21 protein-coding genes are annotated in these 18538 nt (G+C 66.9%); 16 read left to right on the top strand and 5 right to left on the bottom strand.

Translation table 11 applies throughout. The features are described 5' to 3' along the window. Position 1: 1 nt before the first annotated feature. The 4 genes from ruvC to L0962_RS02495 form a co-directional block, all read right to left on the bottom strand. A complete protein-coding gene (gene ruvC, locus L0962_RS02510) occupies positions 2-535 on the bottom strand; it encodes a crossover junction endodeoxyribonuclease RuvC (RefSeq protein WP_234083760.1) in 534 nt (177 codons plus the stop codon). A gap of 139 nt (positions 536-674) precedes the next feature. Next, complete coding sequence (locus L0962_RS02505; RefSeq protein ID WP_234083759.1) at positions 675-1529, bottom strand: DMT family transporter; 855 nt, start codon at positions 1527-1529, stop codon at positions 675-677. A 3-nt stretch (positions 1530-1532) separates the two neighbouring features. Continuing rightward, complete coding sequence (locus L0962_RS02500) at positions 1533-2054, bottom strand: hypothetical protein (protein WP_234083757.1); 522 nt, start codon at positions 2052-2054, stop codon at positions 1533-1535. After that, positions 2051-2776, bottom strand: a complete 726-nt coding sequence (locus L0962_RS02495) for a YebC/PmpR family DNA-binding transcriptional regulator (protein ID WP_234083755.1) — start codon at positions 2774-2776, stop codon at positions 2051-2053. Before L0962_RS02495 ends, L0962_RS02500 begins: the two co-directional genes overlap by 4 nt. Before the next feature lie 147 nt (positions 2777-2923). Here L0962_RS02495 and L0962_RS02490 point away from each other — a divergent pair, with 147 nt between their 5' ends. The 10 genes from L0962_RS02490 (at position 2924) to L0962_RS02445 (ending at position 10628) form a co-directional block, all read left to right on the top strand. Continuing rightward, positions 2924-3259 (top strand): hypothetical protein, encoded by a 336-nt coding sequence (locus tag L0962_RS02490; RefSeq protein ID WP_234083752.1) that lies wholly within the window; start codon positions 2924-2926, stop codon positions 3257-3259. Positions 3260-3374: 115 nt separating this feature from the next. Next, complete coding sequence (locus tag L0962_RS02485) at positions 3375-4154, top strand: pirin family protein (protein WP_234083749.1); 780 nt, start codon at positions 3375-3377, stop codon at positions 4152-4154. Between the two features lie 246 nt (positions 4155-4400). Further along, a complete protein-coding gene (locus tag L0962_RS02480) occupies positions 4401-4856 on the top strand; it encodes a hypothetical protein (RefSeq protein WP_234083733.1) in 456 nt (151 codons plus the stop codon). A gap of 184 nt (positions 4857-5040) precedes the next feature. Beyond that, positions 5041-6627 carry a helicase HerA-like domain-containing protein gene (locus L0962_RS02475; protein WP_234083730.1) on the top strand — a complete coding sequence of 529 codons (1587 nt, stop codon included), beginning with the start codon at positions 5041-5043 and terminating at the stop codon, positions 6625-6627. 146 nt (positions 6628-6773) lie between these two features. Next, positions 6774-7235, top strand: a complete 462-nt coding sequence (locus L0962_RS02470) for a hypothetical protein (protein WP_234083727.1) — start codon at positions 6774-6776, stop codon at positions 7233-7235. Positions 7236-7237: 2 nt separating this feature from the next. Continuing rightward, complete coding sequence (locus tag L0962_RS02465; protein WP_234083725.1) at positions 7238-7594, top strand: DUF1294 domain-containing protein; 357 nt, start codon at positions 7238-7240, stop codon at positions 7592-7594. 82 nt (positions 7595-7676) lie between these two features. Beyond that, a complete protein-coding gene (locus L0962_RS02460) occupies positions 7677-8180 on the top strand; it encodes a DUF2059 domain-containing protein (protein WP_234083722.1) in 504 nt (167 codons plus the stop codon). 7 nt (positions 8181-8187) lie between these two features. After that, the gene (locus L0962_RS02455) at positions 8188-9075 is read left to right on the top strand and encodes a LysR substrate-binding domain-containing protein (protein WP_234083718.1); all 888 of its coding nucleotides are present in this window, start codon (positions 8188-8190) and stop codon (positions 9073-9075) included. Positions 9076-9261: 186 nt separating this feature from the next. Continuing rightward, on the top strand, positions 9262-10182 hold the full coding sequence (locus L0962_RS02450) for a branched-chain amino acid transaminase (protein ID WP_234083714.1): 921 nt from the start codon (positions 9262-9264) through the stop codon (positions 10180-10182). A 71-nt stretch (positions 10183-10253) separates the two neighbouring features. Next, entirely contained in the window at positions 10254-10628 is a 375-nt protein-coding gene (locus L0962_RS02445) for a MazG nucleotide pyrophosphohydrolase domain-containing protein (RefSeq protein ID WP_234083711.1), read from the top strand. A 70-nt stretch (positions 10629-10698) separates the two neighbouring features. Here L0962_RS02445 and L0962_RS02440 read toward each other — a convergent pair whose 3' ends face one another. Continuing rightward, positions 10699-11592 (bottom strand): LysR substrate-binding domain-containing protein, encoded by an 894-nt coding sequence (locus L0962_RS02440; protein ID WP_234083708.1) that lies wholly within the window; start codon positions 11590-11592, stop codon positions 10699-10701. Between the two features lie 108 nt (positions 11593-11700). On the opposite strand from L0962_RS02440, the gene L0962_RS02435 reads away from it, so the two are divergent. The 6 genes from L0962_RS02435 (at position 11701) to L0962_RS02410 (ending at position 18532) form a co-directional block, all read left to right on the top strand. Next, the gene (locus L0962_RS02435; protein ID WP_234083691.1) at positions 11701-12894 is read left to right on the top strand and encodes an MFS transporter; all 1194 of its coding nucleotides are present in this window, start codon (positions 11701-11703) and stop codon (positions 12892-12894) included. A 5-nt stretch (positions 12895-12899) separates the two neighbouring features. Continuing rightward, positions 12900-13781 carry a DMT family transporter gene (locus L0962_RS02430; protein WP_234083688.1) on the top strand — a complete coding sequence of 294 codons (882 nt, stop codon included), beginning with the start codon at positions 12900-12902 and terminating at the stop codon, positions 13779-13781. A gap of 25 nt (positions 13782-13806) precedes the next feature. Next, the gene (locus L0962_RS02425; RefSeq protein WP_234083685.1) at positions 13807-14196 is read left to right on the top strand and encodes a PTS sugar transporter subunit IIA; all 390 of its coding nucleotides are present in this window, start codon (positions 13807-13809) and stop codon (positions 14194-14196) included. Positions 14197-14212: 16 nt separating this feature from the next. After that, a complete protein-coding gene (locus L0962_RS02420) occupies positions 14213-14482 on the top strand; it encodes an HPr family phosphocarrier protein (RefSeq protein ID WP_234083682.1) in 270 nt (89 codons plus the stop codon). Between the two features lie 4 nt (positions 14483-14486). Beyond that, complete coding sequence (gene ptsP / locus L0962_RS02415; RefSeq protein WP_234083679.1) at positions 14487-16229, top strand: phosphoenolpyruvate--protein phosphotransferase; 1743 nt, start codon at positions 14487-14489, stop codon at positions 16227-16229. Positions 16230-16360: 131 nt separating this feature from the next. Beyond that, positions 16361-18532 carry a TonB-dependent receptor gene (locus tag L0962_RS02410; RefSeq protein ID WP_234083676.1) on the top strand — a complete coding sequence of 724 codons (2172 nt, stop codon included), beginning with the start codon at positions 16361-16363 and terminating at the stop codon, positions 18530-18532. The last annotated feature ends 6 nt before the right edge of the window (positions 18533-18538 follow it).

Genomic DNA, 18538 nt, shown 5'->3' with positions numbered 1-18538 from the left:
GTCATCCTATCAGCCGACCGCCGCGAATGCGATAACCGGCCGTCGCCAGCGCCCCCAGCCCCTGGCCGCCGTGCGCATGGCAGATCGCGCAGGCCAGCGCGTCGGCCGCATCGGCAGTCGGCGAACCGGCCAGACCGAGCAGCCGGACGACCATCGCCTGCACCTGATCCTTGGCCGCCTTGCCATGCCCGACCACCGCCTGCTTGACCTGCAACGCGGTGTACTCCGCCACCGGCAGGCCGCCATGCACCAGCGCGCTGAGCGCCGCACCGCGCGCCTGACCGAGCAACAGCGTGGACTGCGGATTGACGTTGACGAACACTTTCTCCACCGCCGACTGGTCCGGCCGGTAAGTCGCGATCACCTCGCTGATCCCGGCAAACAAGGTCGCGATGCGCTCCGGCAGCGACTGCTTGTCGTTCGACTTGATGCAGCCACTGGCCACATAGACCAGCTGGCTGCCATGCTTCTCGATGACGCCAAAGCCGGTCACGCGCAAACCGGGGTCAATTCCCAGGATACGGAGCGCACTCATGTCAGCCCCCTCCCGCCGTGCGCGTGGTCGGCTTCAGCGCAGGCTAACCGGCATCGCCGGTTAAGCGGGCGCAGCCCGCGGCCGAAGCTAAAACCGGTCACGCGCAAACCAGGGTCGATGCCCAGGATACGTATGCCGCTCATTGTGCCGGCCTTGCCACCAGCCAGACCCCGCCCACCGCCAGCACCATGCCGACGATTGCGGTCGACGACAAAATTTCGCCAAAAACCGCCCAGGCAATCAGCGCCGTGGTCGGCGGTGTCAAATAGAACAGGCTGGCGACGTTGACCGCGCTGCCGCTGCGGATCAACAGGTTGAGCAGGCCGATCGCGCCGATCGACAGGACCAGCACCAGCCAGCCCAGGGCAAACAGGAAATCGCCGGTCCATTCGACGTGATAGCCATCGCCGGCCGCCACCGCCACACCGGTCAACAAGGCGCTCGGCACGAACTGGATCACCGAACCGGTGCGCAGGTCGAAACGGGCGCAGTAACGCTTCTGGTAAAGCGTACCGGCGGTGATGCCGAGCAGGGCAATCAACGCCGGCCACAACATCGCGCCGAAGGCCGCCTCGTCAACCTTGCCGGATACCACCAGCCCGACGCCGACGAAACCCAGCGCCAGCCCGCCCCACTGGCGACCGCTCACCCGCTCGCCGAGCAAGCACCCCGACAGCGCGCCGGTCAGCAACGGCTGCATGCCGACGACCAGCGCAGTCACGCCGGCCGGCAGGCCATGCTTGATCGCCACGAAGACGCCCCCCAGGTAAACCGCATGCACCAGCAGACCCGAAACGCCGATGTGCAACCACTGCGCCGGCGTATCCGGCCACGGCGCACGGCTGGCCAGCGCGATCAGCAGCATCAGGCCGATCACCAGGCCATAACGGGTAAGCAGGAAGGACAACGGCTCCGCGTAGGGCAGGCCGTACTTGGCACCGATGAAACCGGTACTCCACAGAAAAACGAAAAGCAGGGGATAGAAACGCCGCATCGCTCAGCGCGCCCACTCGGGCACACAGCGTTTGCGCGTCTCGCAAAGCGTTTCGAACAGGGCCCGCGCATCGCTGCTGGCCCGGTGCCGGCGCAACTGCAGGCGCAGCTCGACCGCCGCCCGCGTCTTGTGCCAGCCGGCCTGCTCGCATTCGCTGAGCAGTTCGCGCAAATCCTTCAATTGATAGGTCGGCACCAGATCGACCGTATCGTACAGGCGCCCGAGCCACGCAAAATCGTGTGCCCAGGCATCGGTATAAACCGTCTGGCCGCGAAAATGGCGGTTCAGGTGCAAGGCCACCTCTGCCGCCGGTCGACCATGTTTTTCCAGGATTTCCCGGGTCACGCCATGCACCTGCTCGGCGCCGGCGTCCCAGTGCGTCCACCCGGGTTCCGGGCGGATCAGCGAACAATACATCTGCCCGCCCGGCATGTAGTAGCCGACCTCGATCGGATAACTGCCCGCCCCGAAGCCGGAAGCTTCGATGTCGATGATGGCGGGCAGTTCGGCCGGCTTTGCCGTCACTCCTCGATGACCGCCGTGGTGTAGATTTCCTGGACGTCGTCCAGGTTTTCCAGCGCGTCGAGCAGCTTCTGCATCTTCACCGCGTCGTCGCCGGTGAACACGTTCTCGCCTTCCGGCTTCATCGTCACTTCGGCGAATTCCGGCTTGAAACCGGCGGCTTCCAGGGCGTCCTTGACGGCGATGAACTCGGTCGGCGCGGTCAGCACCTCGATCGAACCGTCGTCGTTGGTCGCCACGTCGTCGGCGCCGGCCTCGATGGCGGCATCCATTAGCGCCGCTTCGTCGGTGCCCGGGGCGAAGATCATCTGGCCGCAATGCTTGAACTGGAACGCCACGCAACCGTCGGTGCCCATGTTGCCGCCGTGCTTGGAGAAAGCATGGCGGACTTCGGCCACGGTGCGCGTCTTGTTGTCGGTCAGGCAATCGACCATGATCGCCGCGCCACCGACACCGTAGCCTTCATAACGGATCTCGATGTATTCGACGCCTTCCAGCTCGCCGGTGCCTTTCTTGATCGCGGTGTCGATCTTGTCCTTGGGCATATTGACACCCTTGGCCTTGTCGACCGCAACCCGCAGACGCGGATTGAAGCCGGGATCGCCGCCGCCCATCTTGGCGGCCACGGTGATTTCCTTGGCGATCTTGGAGAAGGTGGCGCCGCGCTTTTCGTCCTGACGACCCTTGCGGTGCTGGATATTGGCCCATTTGGAATGTCCGGCCATGCTGGTTCCTTAATGCGGTAGAGACAATGAAGGCGCGATTTTACCCGGCCGGCGCCTTCCCGTCAGGCCGGCGTGCACGGCGGCTGTCCGGCGGGTGTGCTTGTTGCTTGCCAGCCTGTCTTTCGCGCCACCGACAAGTCGCCCGCCATGAGAAAACCCACCCTCTACCAAAGCCTCAAGGCCAAGCGCCGCAGCCAGCAACTGGTCATCGGCGTCACCTGGTACACCGCCGAAACCTGGGCGCAGGTCAAGGCCACGGCGACCGATCCGGCATGCTTCGAAGACAGCTTCGACAAGTGGAAAGCCATGGCCGTGGCGGCCCGCCGCAATTTCCAGCGCTCCGGCGTGATGGCCCTGGAATGCCAGATCGAACCGGCCGCCTTCGCCGCCTGGTGCGCCGCCAACCAGCAGGAAAACAACGCCGCATCGCGCGGCGAATACGTTTCGGAAGTGCTCAGCGCGGTACATAACAAACCGGCCTGACATCCGCCCGGCTTGTCGCAAAGGCCACAAGGCCGTCGCACCGGCGACAGGACATGCGCCCTTTCGCCGCCGCTTGTGGCAGTCTGACGCCATCATCGGTCAGAAGGGGAAAACCATGTCCGCCATCCAGCGCATCGCCACCCGCGCCACCGAGCTCGGCGCCGGCCTCACCGTCCGCCGCGCCCTGCCCACCCGCCAGCGGCGCTCGGTCGGCGCCTGGTGCTTCCTCGACCACATCGGCCCGATCGATTTTGCCCCGGATGCCGGCCTGCACGTCGGCGCCCACCCGCACATCGGCCTGCAGACCTTCACCTGGCCGGTAGCCGGCGAAATCCTGCACCGCGACAGCCTGGGCAACGAACAACGGATCCGCCCCGGCCAGGTCAACCTGATGACCGCCGGCCACGGCATCGCCCACACCGAAGACTCGCCGCAACCCGGCCAGCGCCTGCACGCCGCCCAACTGTGGATCGCCCTGCCGCCCGAACAGCGCGACTGTCCGCCCGACTTCGTGCACTACCCCGAACTGCCCAGCTGGCGCGCCGACGGCGCCGAATTCACGCTGCTCGCCGGCGACTACCTGGGAAAACGCGCCCCGACCCGCATCCACACCCCGCTGCTCGGCCTGGACATTGCCGCCAGTGCCGATGTCACGGTCGACCTGCCGCTGCGACCGGAATTCGAATACGGCCTGCTGCCGCTGATCGGCCGCATCGTTGCCGCCGGCGAAAGCCTCGGCGACGATGAATTCCTCTACCTTGAACCCGGGCACGACCGCCTGCAACTCAAGCTGCCCGCCGGCGGCAAGCTCCTGCTGCTCGGCGGCGAACCGTTCGCAGCCCCCATCCAGATGTGGTGGAACTTCGTCGCCGGCGACCGCGCCAGCATCGCCTAGGCGCAACGGCAATGGGAAAACGGCGATCCGCGCTTCGGCCCGGTCGGCGACGGCAGCGCGCCACGGCAGATGCCGCCGGCGCTGCCGGCGGCTTGGGATTGAACGCAAGGCAAACCCATTCCACCCTCCGCAAGCAAAGTCGGGAAACCCCCTTGCCCGTGCCTTTATGCATATCCAAAGTCGACGCGGTATAGTTCCGCGCTTCGAGCCCCCCAGCCCCTCCCTTTTCCCTTCCCTCGTCTTGCCATGTGGATAAGAACCCAATTTTTCGGTTTCCTGCTGTTCTGCCTGTGCGGCTGCCTGCCCACGCTGTCGATCGCTCAGGAGATGCAGGCAGCAGAACAAGATAACGTCATTGCCGAGCGCCAGATCAGGCAGTTCCTGGAACGCTGGCGCGGCGCCTGGGAAGCGCGCGACGCCGATCTCTACCTGGCCCACTATGCCCCCAACTTTGCCGGCAAGGCCGGCAATCCCTCGGCATGGCAGGCAAACCGGCGACAAGCGCTGGGCGCGGCCAGCGATCTCGAAATCCGGATCGACGCCCCGGAAATCCATTTCCCCAGCCCGGCGCGTGCCGAAGTGCATTTTCAGCAGCACTACCGCTCGGCCAGCCACACCGATCTCGGCAAGAAAGTACTGGTCCTGGTGCGCTGGGATGGACGCTGGCTGATTACCGCCGAGACATTCACCCCGCTGCACTGAACCCGCCGGCGGCGATCAGAACGCGGACAGCGCTGTTTCAGCGCCTCCGCTTCTGCTACTTCGGCAAAGGGAGCGCACTGCGTTTTCCCGATCAGGCTGTCCGGCCCGCTTTACCCTCCTTCACACCAGCCTGCCGCCGCGGCGCTAGAATGCCGGCACCTGATCTTCCCGGAGTTTCCGCGCCATGTCCGATCCGCTCTACCTCGCCAAGTCCGCCGACGGTTTTCCCGCGCTGCTGCCACAGATGGCCAATCGCCACGGCCTGATCACCGGGGCGACCGGCACCGGCAAGACAGTGACCCTGCAGACGCTGGCCGAGCGGCTGTCGTACATCGGCGTGCCGGTATTCATGGCCGACGTGAAGGGCGATCTGTCGGGGATGGGCGCGGCCGGCACGGTGTCGCCGAAGCTGCAGAAGCGGATCGACGAGCTGGGGCTCGAAGGCTACGCCAACTACGCCAATACCGTCGCCTTCTGGGACGTCTTCGGCCAGGGCGGCGTACCGGTGCGGGCGACGATTTCCGACATGGGCCCGCTGCTGCTGGCGCGGCTGCTCAACCTGAACGACACCCAGTCGGGCGTCCTGCAACTGGTGTTCAAGATCGCCGACGACCAGGGCCTGCTGCTGCTCGACCTGAAGGACCTGCGGGCGATGGTGCAGTACGTCGGCGACAACGCGGCGCAGTTCAAGACCGAATACGGCAACGTGTCGACCGCATCGATCGGCGCCATCCAGCGCGGCCTGCTGACGCTGGACGAGCAGGGCGGCGACCAGTTCTTCGGCGAGCCGATGCTCGACATCGCCGACCTGATGCAGGTCGACAGCAACGGCCGCGGCGTGATCAACATCCTGTCGGCCGAGAAGCTGATCAACTCGCCGGCGCTCTATTCGACTTTCCTGCTCTGGCTGCTCTCCGAGCTGTTCGAGCAATTGCCGGAAGCCGGCGATCTGGACAAGCCGAAGCTGGTCTTCTTCTTCGACGAGGCGCACCTGCTGTTCGACGGCGCGCCGGCGGCGCTGACCGACAAGGTCGAGCAGGTGGTGCGGCTGATCCGCTCGAAGGGCGTCGGCGTCTTCTTCGTCACGCAGAACCCGCTCGACGTGCCGGAAAAGATTCTCGGCCAGCTCGGCAACCGCGTGCAGCATGCGCTGCGCGCCTTCACACCGCGCGACCAGAAGGCGGTGCAGTCGGCCGCCGAGACGATGCGCGCCAACCCGAAGTTCAACGCCGCCGAGGCGATCACCGAACTCGGCGTCGGCGAGGCGTTGGTTTCCTTCCTCGATGAAAAAGGCCGGCCGAACATCGTCGACCGCGCCTTCATCTTTCCGCCGGCGTCGCGCCTCGGCCCGCTGACCGTCGATGAGCGCCAGGCGAACATCGCCGCGTCGCCGCTGATGGCGACCTACGGCACGGCGATCGACCGCGAATCGGCTTACGAAATCCTGCGCGGTCAACCGGCCGCCGCGAAGAAAACCGGCCCCGGTGCCATTCCCGCCCCGGCCGCCCCCGGCAACGTGCCGGCCCGGCCGACCGCCGCGCCGCGACCGCAGCCGGCACCGGCCCCCGCCGAGACATCGGGCGGCGGCCTGCTCGACGGCCTGGGCAGCATCCTGACCGGCTCGACCGGCCCGCGCGGCGGCCGTCGCGAAGGCGTCATCGAAGCTGCCGCCAAGAGTGCCGCGCGCAGCGTCGCCGGCACCGTCGGGCGCGAACTCGGACGGCAGATCCTGCGCGGCGTGCTCGGTTCCATCCTCGGCGGTCGACGCTGAAAATCGGCAAAAAAGGGCGGTCGACCGCAGCGCCCGTTCGTGGCGCAGGCGGCGCACGCCTTCGTCATGCGACGATGCCGACGGGTTAGAATCGGCGCTCGCCCACTGCCTGCGGCACCTGCCGGTGCCGTTCTCCGATGAAACTGATGCTGCTGATTCCCCTGGCCATGCTCGGCTACTGGGCCTACCAACATTTCCTGCCGCCGCCGGCCATCGCCGATCCGGTCTATGTCGAAATGCGGCTGCAGATCCGCGAGGGCGGACGCGATGTGGAGGCAGCGCTGTTCGGCCGGGCATCCGACGACATCGACTGCCAGTTGCGGCTGACGCGGGCCCGCGACCATCTGCGCACGCGCTGCCCGCAATGCCGGCTGCAGCTGGCCGAATGCAAACCGGCGCTGGCCCCGCGCTACCTGCCGCTGTTCGATGAACGCCCGGGCAACCTGACCTATTTCAGCTACCGCCCCTCGCGGCGCGGCGAACGCGACGTGCGGATGATCTTCTGGGGCCTGACGGTGCCGGAAGCCAATCACCTGTGCGACCAGATGCGCAATCTGCTGGCGACGCTCTACGCCGGGCCGAGCAACTGCATCCGCCCGGCTTCCTGACGATGCCGCTGTTTGCCGCCGGGTTCACGGTTTTTCTGCTGCTGGCGGCGTTGACCGCGCATCTGCCGCTGACCGTCGCCGCCTTGTCGCTGGGCGCCAGCGCACTGCTCTTCATCCTCTACGGCCTCGACAAGTCGGCCGCCCGGCGCGGCGGCCGCCGCACGCCGGAAAACACGCTGCACCTGTGGAGCCTGCTCGGCGGCTGGCCGGGCGCCGTGGCCGGGCAACGGGCATTCCGTCACAAGTCGTCGAAAGCGGCTTTTCTGCGGATTTTCCGGTTGACCGCAGCAATCCACTGCGCACTGGTCGGCTGGGCACTGTCGCCGCCCGGCCGGCAGTTGCTGCAAGGGTGGTGGTGAGCGTGGCGGTTTTTTGCCCGGCTTGCGGTCGACCGCCCTAAAATCCCGAAATCCTTCTTTCTCCACCCGTCGCGGAATCCCGATGAAAACGCCGAAAATCCTCCTTGCCTCGCTGCTCTTCGCCACCACCGCCGCCTTCGCCGAACCGGCCAGCGAAGCCTCGATCCGTCAGTTGCTCGAAGTCACGCAGGCGCGCGAACTGATTGACGGCATGCATACCCAGATCGACGCCATGACCAACGCCGGCATCGATCAGGCGCTGGCCGGCAAGACGCCGAGCGACGGGGAACAACAGGCCATCGACAACATGAAGCGCAAGATCGGCCTGCTGATGCGCGACGAACTGGCCTGGCAGCGCATGGAACCGATCTACCTGCGCCTGTACCGCGAAACGCTGAGCGAGGACGAAGTCGTCGGCATGCTCGATTTCTATCGCACGCCGGCCGGCCAGGCCATGATCCGCAAGATGCCCTTGCTGATGCAGAAGCTGATGCCCGAACTACAGGGCATGATGGCGACGATGATGCCGAAGATGCAGAAAATCCAGCGCGATTTCCTGACCGACATGAAGGCCGCCCGGCAGTAAGCCACCGATGAACGACCTGCCGCCGCTGCACACGCTGCCGGCCTTCGAAGCGGCCGCCCGCCTGGGCAGCTTCCTGGCGGCAGCGGAGGCGCTGCACCTGACGCCATCGGCGGTCAGCCATCGCATCCGGCAGCTGGAAACGCATCTCGGGCAGGCGCTGTTCGAGCGCCGGCACCGCGCCGTCGTACTCACCGCGGCCGGCCGGCGTTATCTGGCCGTCGTGCGCGACGCCCTGATCCGGCTGGACGAAGCCAGCGCTCACTTGCGCACCCCGCAGCGCGAACGCCTGCGCATTTCGGCAGCGCCGGCGCTCGGCAGCAAATGGCTGGTCAGCCGGATCTGCGCCTACCAGCGCCAGCATCCGGAGATCGAATTCACCCTCGGCACGGCCACTGGCCTCGGCCCGCTGCTCAGCGGCGAAGCCGATCTCGGGCTGCGTTACGGCGAAGAGGAATGGCCCGGCCTGCTCGCCTGGAAATTGTTCGAGGAGCGCGTCTTCCCGGTGTGCAGCCCGGCCCTGGCCGGGCAACTGCAGACGCCGGCCGATCTCGACCGCTTGCGCCTGCTGCGCCACCCGCTGTTGTCGTGGCAACGCTGGTTCGCCGCCGCCGGGCTGCGCCGCAAGGAGCCGTCGCGCGGCCCGGTGTATGAAGACGCCCTGCTGATGCTCGAAGCCGCCGTTGCCGGTCACGGCGTGGCACTGATGGCGGCCACGCTGGCCCGCCCCTATCTCGACGCCGGCCAGTTGCGGCGCCCCTTCGCCGAGGACTGCGCCGACCGCAGTTTCTACGTCGTCGCGCCGCCCGCTGCCGAAGACAAGCCGGTCGTCCGCGATTTCATCCGCTGGCTGATCCGCGGTTCGCGCGACGCCGCCGGTAACACCGCTCACGGATGAATTTCATTCACGCGAATCGCTCTGGATTCGTTTGAACAGCATCGAAGCTTCCCGCATTCTCGGTTCACCGACAGCCCCGCCCCAAGGCGCCGCCCACCCGGCCAGCGCCCGCAGCAAACCCGGCCGACCACCGCCCCGGCCCCTGCGACCCCTGCGGTCGACACCGACAATCCGAGGAAAACCATCATGCAAGATCGCCAAGGCGAAATCTGGCTCGATGGACGCTGGCTGCCCTGGCGCGAGGCCACCGTTCACGTGCTCACCCACACCCTGCATTACGGCTACGGCTGTTTCGAAGGCCTGCGGGCCTACGACGGCGACGGCGGCACGGCCATCTTCCGGCTCGACGACCATCTGCGGCGACTGGCCGATTCGGCCCACATCCTGGCCATCGACCTGCCCTGGTCCCGCGCCGAGATCGCCGACGCCTGCCGCCAGGCGCTGGCCCGCAACGGCCTGCGCAGCGGCTACCTGCGGCCGCTGCTGTTCCTCGGTGCCGAGAAGCTCGGCGTCGATCCGGCGGGCGCCGCCAGTCATCTGATGATCGCCGCCTGGTCGTGGGATACCTATCTCGGCAAGCAGGCGCTGAGCCGCGGCATCCGCGCCCGCGTCGCTTCCTACGCCCGGCACCATCCGAACGTGCAGATGTGCCGCGCCAAGGCGATCTCCGCCTACGCCAACTCGATCCTCGCGGTGCGCGAAGCGCGTCGCGACGGTTACGACGAAGCGATCCTGCTCGACAGCGAGGGCTATGTCGCCGAGGCGTCGAGCGCCAACCTGTTCCTGGTCCGCGACGGCGAGCTGATCGAACCGGAAATCGTCACCGCGCTCGACGGCATCACCCGGCGCAGCGTGCGTACGCTGGCCGTCGATCTCGGCCTGACGGTACGCGGCAAGCGACTGACTCGCGACGAACTGTACTGCGCCGACGAGGTCTTCCTGACCGGCACCGCCGCCGAACTGACGCCGGTGGTCGACATCGACGGCCGGCGCATCGGCGACGGCCGTCCCGGCCCGCTGACCCGCAGCCTGCAGGCGCGTTACTTCGATTGCGTACACGGGCGCCTGCCGGCCTATGCGCACTGGCTCAGCCGAACCGACGCTTGACCGCCGCCCGGCCGCTGGCATGATGGACCGCCAGCGGCCGAACGCGGCCGACCACCCGGAACGACCGCCCCATGGAAAACTTCGACACCCTGCTGGACATCGTCCGCCGCAAGTCGGCCTACGACCGCAACAACCCCTGGTACGCCGGCCCGCAAAGCTACCTGGCCGGCCTCAAGGACGAGGTCGACGAGGTGCTCGAAGAAATTGCCCGCCAACGCGGCTGCTATCTCGAGGACGAACTCGGCGATCTGCTGTGGAACTGCCTGAACGCCATCGTCGCGCTGCAGAAGGGCGGCGAGGTAACGCTCGAATCGGTAGTGGCCCGCGCCTGCCGCAAGTTCGAAACGCGGCTGTCCGGCCTCGAAGCGGGACGCGCCTGGGACGACATCAAGCGTGAGCAGAAGGCGGCGCTGGCTGCCGAATTCGCCGCCCGCGACAACGGCTGAGCAGCGGACCGTTTTTTCCGGTTGCCTGCGGTCGACCGCAGCAAAACGCGATTTTTGCCGGACGGCGAGGCTAGCCCGGGGCGGCCTCCGCCTTGCCCGACAGATGCGCCAGCAAGGCCGCCGCCGCCGCACTCAGCGCCGCCGGCGAACGCACGCACAGTTGCAGGTCGCGCGGCGCCCAGGGATCGCTGATTTCGACGATCTTCAACGCGTCGACCGCCAGTACCGACGAGCGCGGCACCATGCCGATGCCGACCCCGGCGGCGACCATCCGGCAGACGGCGGCGAAGCTGCGCACCTGGATACGCACGTCGAGCCGGCCGCCGAGCAGCGCGGCATGGTTCATCATGAAGGTGTGAATGGCGCTGCCGGCGTGCAGACAGACGAAGGCTTCGGTCAACACCTCGGCGAAGGCGATTTCGCTTTTTGCCGCCAGCGGGTGGTCGACCGCAACGATCAGCACCAGCCGGTCGCGCCGGTAGGGCGTCGCCTGCAGTTCGCCGAAATCGCCCTCGGCGGCAACCACGCCGATGTCCACCTGGCCGGCGGCGACGGCGCGGACGATCGCCGGGCTGGGTTGTTCTTCCAGGCTGACCCGGATGTTCGGATGTTCGCGCAGGAAATCGCCGAGATCGCCGGGCAGGAAGCAGTTGATCGCGTTGGTGTTGGCGAACACGGTGACCTGGGCGTTGACACCGCTGGCGTAGGGCGCCAGGTCGGCATGCATCTGTTCGAGCTGGGCGAACACCTGGCGGGCATGGCGGTGCAGCGATTCGCCGGCAGCGGTCGGCGTCAGGCCGCGCGCATGGCGTTCGAACAAGGCCACGCCGAGCGCCGCTTCGAGCTGCGACAGGCGATGGCTGGCCGACGACGGCGCGAGGTGCACGCGCTCCGCGGCACGCGTCAGGCTGCCGCTGTCGGCAATCGCGGCAACGAGCCGCAGGTCGGGTAGGTCGTAATGCATGGTTTCGTCTGGTTCGAACGCTCGCTTTCGATAATACCAATTGCCAGCCGCTGCCGCCGGCGTTTCAATCCACCTCTCGCCACCCACGCCAGAACGCCCGAGATTCCCTTGACTGCCGTTGCCGAAGACGAAGACCGCGCGCACACGCGGCGCATCACCATCGCCGTCTGCCTGGCCGGCTTTTCCTGCTTCGTGCTGCTCTACGGCACGCAACCGCTGCTGCCGCAACTGAGCGAGGCCTTCGCCATCGCACCGGGGACGGCCAGCCTGAGCGTGACGGTGAGCACCGGCGTGATGGCCCTGCTGTTGATCCCGCTCAGCCTGGTCGCCGATCGCTGGGGCCGCGAACGCCTGATGCGCCTGGGCCTGCTCGGCGCCGCCGTGTTCGCGCTGAGCTCGGCGTGGGCGCCCGACTTCTTCCTGCTGGTCGTCACCCGCGCACTGCTCGGTGCCTGCATCGCCGGCGTGCCGGCGGCGGCGATGGCCCACCTCGGCGAGGAACTGCCGGTCGCCGCGCGGGCCCGGGTGATGGGTCTGTACATCGCTACCAACGCCCTCGGCGGCATGGCTGGCCGGTTGATTTCGGCCGTCGTCAGCGATCTCGGCGGTTCATGGCATTACGGACTGGCCGCACTCGGGCTGGTCGGCCTGGCGGTGGCCGTCGTCTTCTGGCGCCTGCTGCCGCCGGCCCGCCACTTCGAGCCGCGCTCGCTGCAGCCCGGCCTGCTGTTCGCCGACATCCGCCGCATCTATGCCGATCCCGGCCTGCCCTGGTTATTCACCACCGCCTTCCTGAGCATGGGCGCCTTCGTCGGCATGTACAACTACCTGCCGTTCCGGCTGGTTGCCGCGCCTTACGCGCTGGGGCCGGCGTGGATCGGCGGCATCTTCCTGCTGTATTCGGTCGGAACCTGGTCGTCGGCCTGGGCCGGCCGTCAGGTGGCGCGTCGCGGCCGGCAGCGGATGCTGCTGGCCATGTCGCTGCTCGCCGTGGCCGGTATCGCCGTCACGCTGCTCACCCCGTTGTGGCTGATCGTCGCCGGGCTGGCGGTGTTCACCTTCGGTTTCTTCGCCGTGCATTCGGTCGCCAGCGCCTGGGTCGGCCATCGCGCCGGGCCGCGCCGCGGGCTGGTCTCGGCGCTCTACCTGTCGAGCTATTACCTGGGCGGCAGCGTGGTCGGGACCGCCACTGGCTGGGCGTGGAGCCACGGCGGCTGGCCGGGCGTGGCGGCGGCGCTGCTGGCCTGTGCCGGGCTGGTATGCGGCGTTGCGCTGCGCCTGCGCCGGCTGGCCGGGGATTGATGCCCATGGACGGTAGCCGTTCCCTCGGCATCCTGCTCGCGCTGCTTGCCGCGCTGGGCTTCTCGATGAAGGCGATCTTCGTCAAGCTGGCCTATCCGTACGGCGTCGACGCGATCACACTGCTCGCACTGCGCATGGGCATGGCGCTACCGGTCTTCCTGTGGTTCGGCTTGCGTCGCCAGGCTTCGGCAGTACGGCTGGGTGGCGCCGACTGGCTGCGCCTGGCGGTACTCGGCTGCCTCGGCTACTACGGCGCCAGCATTCTCGATTTCTGGGGACTGGCCTACATTTCGGCCGGCCTGGAACGACTGATTCTGTTCACTTATCCGACGCTGACCTTGCTGATCGGCGTCCTGTTCCAGGGCAAGTCCTTCACCCGTCGCCAGTTGCTGGCGGTGACGCTGTGCTATGTCGGCATCGGCTTCGCGTTCGTCCACGACCTCGGCCTGGGCGATGCGCGCTCGGTGCTGATCGGCGGCGCGCTGGTCTTTGCCTCCAGCGTGTCCTACGCCCTGTATCTGGCCGGCAGCGCCGACATGATCGCCCGTCTCGGCGCGATGCGTTTCTCGGCGCTGGCTATGCTGGTCTCCACCGCCGTGACGCTGCTGCATTTTTCGCTCAGCCAGCCGTTGACCGCATTCGTCCAGCCGCTGCCGGTTTACGGCTGGGGGGCGGCGATGGCGTTGTTCGCGACGATCATTCCGGTATTTGCGCAGTCGGCGGCCATCCGTCAGCTGGGTGCCGGCCCGGCCTCGCTGTACGGGATGGTCGGACCGATCCTGACCATCGGCTTCGGCTGGTGGCTGCTCGCAGAACACATCTCGGCCGCCCAGGCGACTGGCGCGGCGCTGGTCATCGCGGGGATCCTGATCGTCAGCCGTAAATGAAGGCATGCGGGTTAGAATGGCCCGCATGATCGGCATCCTCCTCATCACCCATGGCAGCTTCGGCGAGGCGCTGTTGCACAACGCCTGCCATGTGCTGAACCGGCGTCCGGAACGGGTCGCCCAGCTCGGGGTGACAGCGCAGGACGACCCGCTGGACATGCTGCCGCTCGCCCGCGAATTGCTGACCTCGGTCACCGACGCGGCGGGCACGTTGATCCTGACCGACATCTTCGGTGCGACACCGGCCAACCTGGCGCTCAAGCTGCTCGACCCGGGCCGCGTCGAGGGGCTGACCGGGGTCAATCTGCCGATGTTGCTGCGCGCGCTGAACTACCGCGACCGCGATCTCTCCACCCTGCTCGTCCGTGCCCGCGATGGCGGCCGCGACGGCATCCTCGACATGCTTCATCACTGATCCCCACGAGAATTTCATGCTGACCCGCGAAACCGAAATCATCAACAAGCTCGGCCTGCACGCCCGCGCTTCCGCCAAACTGACCCAGACCGCCGGCAAGTTCCAGTGCGAAGTCTGGATGAGCAAGGGCGAGCGCCGGGTCAACGCCAAGAGCATCATGGGCGTCATGATGCTGGCTGCCGGCAAGGGCTCGAAAGTGACGATCGAAACCAATGGCGCCGACGAAGCCGAGGCCATGGATGCCCTGCTGGCGCTGATCGCCGATTATTTCGGCGAAGGAGAATGATGCGATGAGCTTCACGCTGCACGGGCTGGGCGTTTCGTCGGGCATCGCCATCGGGCGGGCCATGCTGATGTCGCATGCGACGCTGGAGGTGGCGCACCTGACGCTGGCACCGCGCCAGGTCGACAAGGAAATCGCCCGCTTCGATGCCGCCGTCGCGGCGGTCAAGCAGGAACTCGTGCAGATCAAGGAAAACACCGAGCACGCACCGGCCGAACTGGCCGCCTTCATCGACATCCACACGATGTTCCTTGAAGACAGCGAACTGACCGACAAGCCGCGCGAAATCATCCGCGAACGCCGCTGCAACGCCGAATGGGCGCTGGTCCAGCAGATGGAACATCTGGTCCAGCAGTTCGAGGATTTCGACGACCCCTATCTGCGCGAACGCAAGTTCGACGTGATCCAGGTCGTCGAGCGCGTCGTCAAGGAACTGCTCGGCCACCGCGGCAAGGCCTCGCTGAAGGCCGCCAAGACCTCCCGGGACGACGCACTGATCGTCGTTGCCCACGACCTGTCGCCGGCCGATACCATCGCCTTCAAGGACCACCGCTTCGCCGCGTTCATCACCGACGTCGGCGGCGCCACGTCGCACACGGCAATCCTCGCCCGCTCGATGGCGATTCCGGCGGTGCTCGGCCTGGAAAACGGCCGCGCGCTGATCCGCGATGGCGAGCAGTTGATCGTCGACGGCCTGCGCGGCGTGGTCATCGTCAATCCCGACCCGCGCGTGCTCGACGAATACCGGCTGCGCATGGAGCAGATTGAGCTCGAGAAGAGCAAGCTCAAACGTCTGAAGACCGCCAGGACGGAGAGCATCGACGGCCTGTCGATCGCGCTGCACGCCAACATCGAACTGCCCGGCGACGTGCCGGTCGCGCTGGAATCCGGCGCCGAAGGCGTCGGCCTGTTCCGCACCGAATTCCTGTTCCTGGACCGCGGCGACATGCCCGACGAGCAGGAGCAGTTCGAAGCCTACAAGAAGGTGGTCAAGGGCATGGCCGGCCGGCCGGTGACCATCCGCACCTTCGACCTCGGCGCCGACAAGGACCTCAATCCGGAAGGCACCGCCGGCGACCGCGTGAAGACCAACCCGGCGCTCGGCCGGCGGGCGATCCGCCTGTCGCTGGCCGAGCCGAAGATGTTCCAGACGCAGTTGCGCGCCATCCTGCGCGCCTCGAAGTTCGGCCCGATCAAGTTGCTGATCCCGATGCTGGCCCACGCCCACGAGATCGACCAGGCGCTGGCCGCCGTCGAGCAGGCCAAATCCAGCCTGCGCGGCGAAAAGATCGTCTTCGACGAAAACATTCCGGTCGGCGGCATGATCGAGATTCCCGCCGCCGCGCTGGCCGTCGGGCTGTTCCTGCGCCGCCTCGACTTCCTGTCGATCGGCACCAACGACCTGATCCAGTACACGTTGGCCATCGACCGCGCCGACGAACAGGTGGCGGCACTCTACGATCCGCTGCACCCGGCGGTGCTGATGCTGCTGGCGCACACCATTTCGAGTGCCGAAAAGGCCGACATTCCGGTCTCGGTGTGCGGCGAACTGGCCGGCGATCCGGAACTGACCCGCCTGCTGCTCGGCATGGGACTGCGCTGTTTCTCGATGCATCCGTCGCAGATCCTGCGCGTCAAGAGCCGCATCCTGAAGTCGGACGTCGGCGAACTCGCCCCCAACGTACGCAAGATGCTGCGCCTGGACGAACCGGCCAAGCTGCGCGAGGCGCTGGAAAAACTCAACGCCTGAGCGGCGCGGTCGACCGCAAAAACCGGCAGAAATTCCCGTCGACCGCAGGGGTGCGACAATCTGTCGCATTCCGCTCGCCCCGCCCGGCCGCGACAATTCGCCCTTCAAGAACCAGAACTTCAGGGGCACTCATGCGTATCCGCTTGCAGCCGCTGGCGGCCTCCATCGCCGTCGCATTCGCCATCCCGGCCGTCGCCCAGACGCCGCTCCGGACGCTCGACGAAGTCGTCGTCGAAGCCACGCGCGAGCGCGACCTGCCGGGCGCCGCCGCCCCCACGGCCGGCGAACTCGAGCGCCTGCGCGCCGCCACCAGCGACACCGCCAGCCTGTTGCGCGAACAGCCCGGCGTCAGCCTGTACGGCGCCGGCGGCGTTTCCAGCCTGCCGGTCATCCACGGCCTGGCCGACGATCGCCTGCGCATCCGGCTGGACGGCATGGACCTGATCGCCTCCTGCCCGAATCACATGAATCCGCCGCTGTCCTATGTCGACCCGAGCAATCTCAAGTCGATCAAGGTCTATGCCGGGATCACGCCGGTCTCGGTCGGCGGCGACAGCATCGGCGGCAGTATCGTCGCCGAAACGCGCGGCCCCGATTTCGCCCAGCCCGGCCAGGGGCTGCTGACCAAAGGCGAAGTTGGCACCTACTATCGCAGCAACGGCGATCAGCGCGGCATCAACCTGTCGGCCACGGTCGCCAGCGAAAACCTCAGCCTGAGCTACTCGGGCGCCCTGGCCAAGGCCGACAATTACAAGGCCGGCGGCGAATTCAAGAACTTCACGGCAACCGGCCGTGGCAACGAACTGGCCCGCAACGAAGTCGGCTCCAGCGCCTACGACACGCGCAACCACACGCTCGGCTTCGCCTTGCGCGGCGGCAACCATCTGGTCGAACTGAAACTCGGCTACCAGGACCTGCCTTACCAGTTGTACGCCAACCAGCGCATGGACATGCTGGACAACGAACAGAAGCGGGCCAACCTGCGCTGGCTCGGGCAGTTCGACTGGGGCCGCGCGGAAGCCCGCGTCTATCACGAAGCGGTCGATCACTACATGAACTTCGGGATGGACAAGCAGTTGGTCTACGGCACGGCGGTCAACGGCATGCCGATGTACAGCCGCGGACGGACCACCGGCGTCGAGACGAAGGCCGAGATCGATCTGGCCGACAGCAGTCTGCTGCGTCTGGGCGCGCTGTACCAGCACTACACGCTGCGCGACTGGTGGCCGCCCTCGGGCACCGGCGGCATGTCGCCGGGTACCTTCGAAAACATCGCCGATGGCAGCCGCGACCGCGCCGGCCTGTTCGGCGAATGGGAAAAGCGCTTCAGCCCGCAATGGACGACGCAGCTCGGCCTGCGCTACGAGCGCGTGACCACCGACGCCGGCGACGTCCACGGCTATGGCAACGCAATGGGCAACCAACTGGTCGACGCCGCCGCCTTCAACGCCCGCGAACACAAAAAGACCGACAACAACTGGGATCTGACCGCACTGGCCCGTTACGCCCCCAGCCAGGCCATCGACGTCGAATTCGGCTTCGCCCACAAGACCCGCTCGCCCAACCTCTACGAGCGCTACACCTGGTCGACCTGGGCCATGGCCGCCGTGATGAACAATACCGTCGGCGACGGCAACGGCTATGTCGGCGATCCCGATCTGAAGGCGGAAAAGGCCAACACCTTGTCCGCCACCTTCGACTGGCACGCCGCCGACCGCCGCTGGGAACTCAAGGCAACGCCGTTCTACACCCGCGTCACCGATTACATCGATGCCGTGCGCCTGACCAACAACGCCGGCTTCAACGTGCTGCGCTACACCAACCAGACCGCCCGCCTGTTCGGCCTCGACCTGTCGGGCCGGATGCCGCTGGGCAATACCGCGCTCGGCCAGTTCGCCGCCCGGGGCCTGGTCAACTACACCAACGGCAAGAATCTGGACACCGGCGACGATCTGTACAACATCATGCCGCTGAACACCCGCCTCAGCCTGACGCACGAACTGGGCGGCTGGAACAATGCCGTCGAAATGGTTGCCGCCCGGGCCAAGAACAAGGTTTCGGATGCCCGCAACGAAGTCAGAACGCCGGGTTATGCGCTGTTCAACCTGCGCACCAGCTACACCTGGCGCAACATCCGCGTCGACGCCGGCGTCGAGAACCTGTTCGACAAGCTCTACTACCAGCCGACCGGCGGTACTTACACCGGCCAGGGCACGACCATGGGCATCAACAGCATCGCCCCGGGCATCGGCGTTCCCGGCATGGGGCGGACTTTCTACGCCGGCCTGAATGTCAGGTTCTGACCCGGC

Origin of the sequence: Azonexus sp. R2A61, from assembly GCF_021401135.1 — a bacterium.
Taxonomy (GTDB): Bacteria; Pseudomonadota; Gammaproteobacteria; order Burkholderiales; family Rhodocyclaceae; genus Azonexus.
This window is presented reverse-complemented; position numbering and strand designations above follow the sequence as displayed.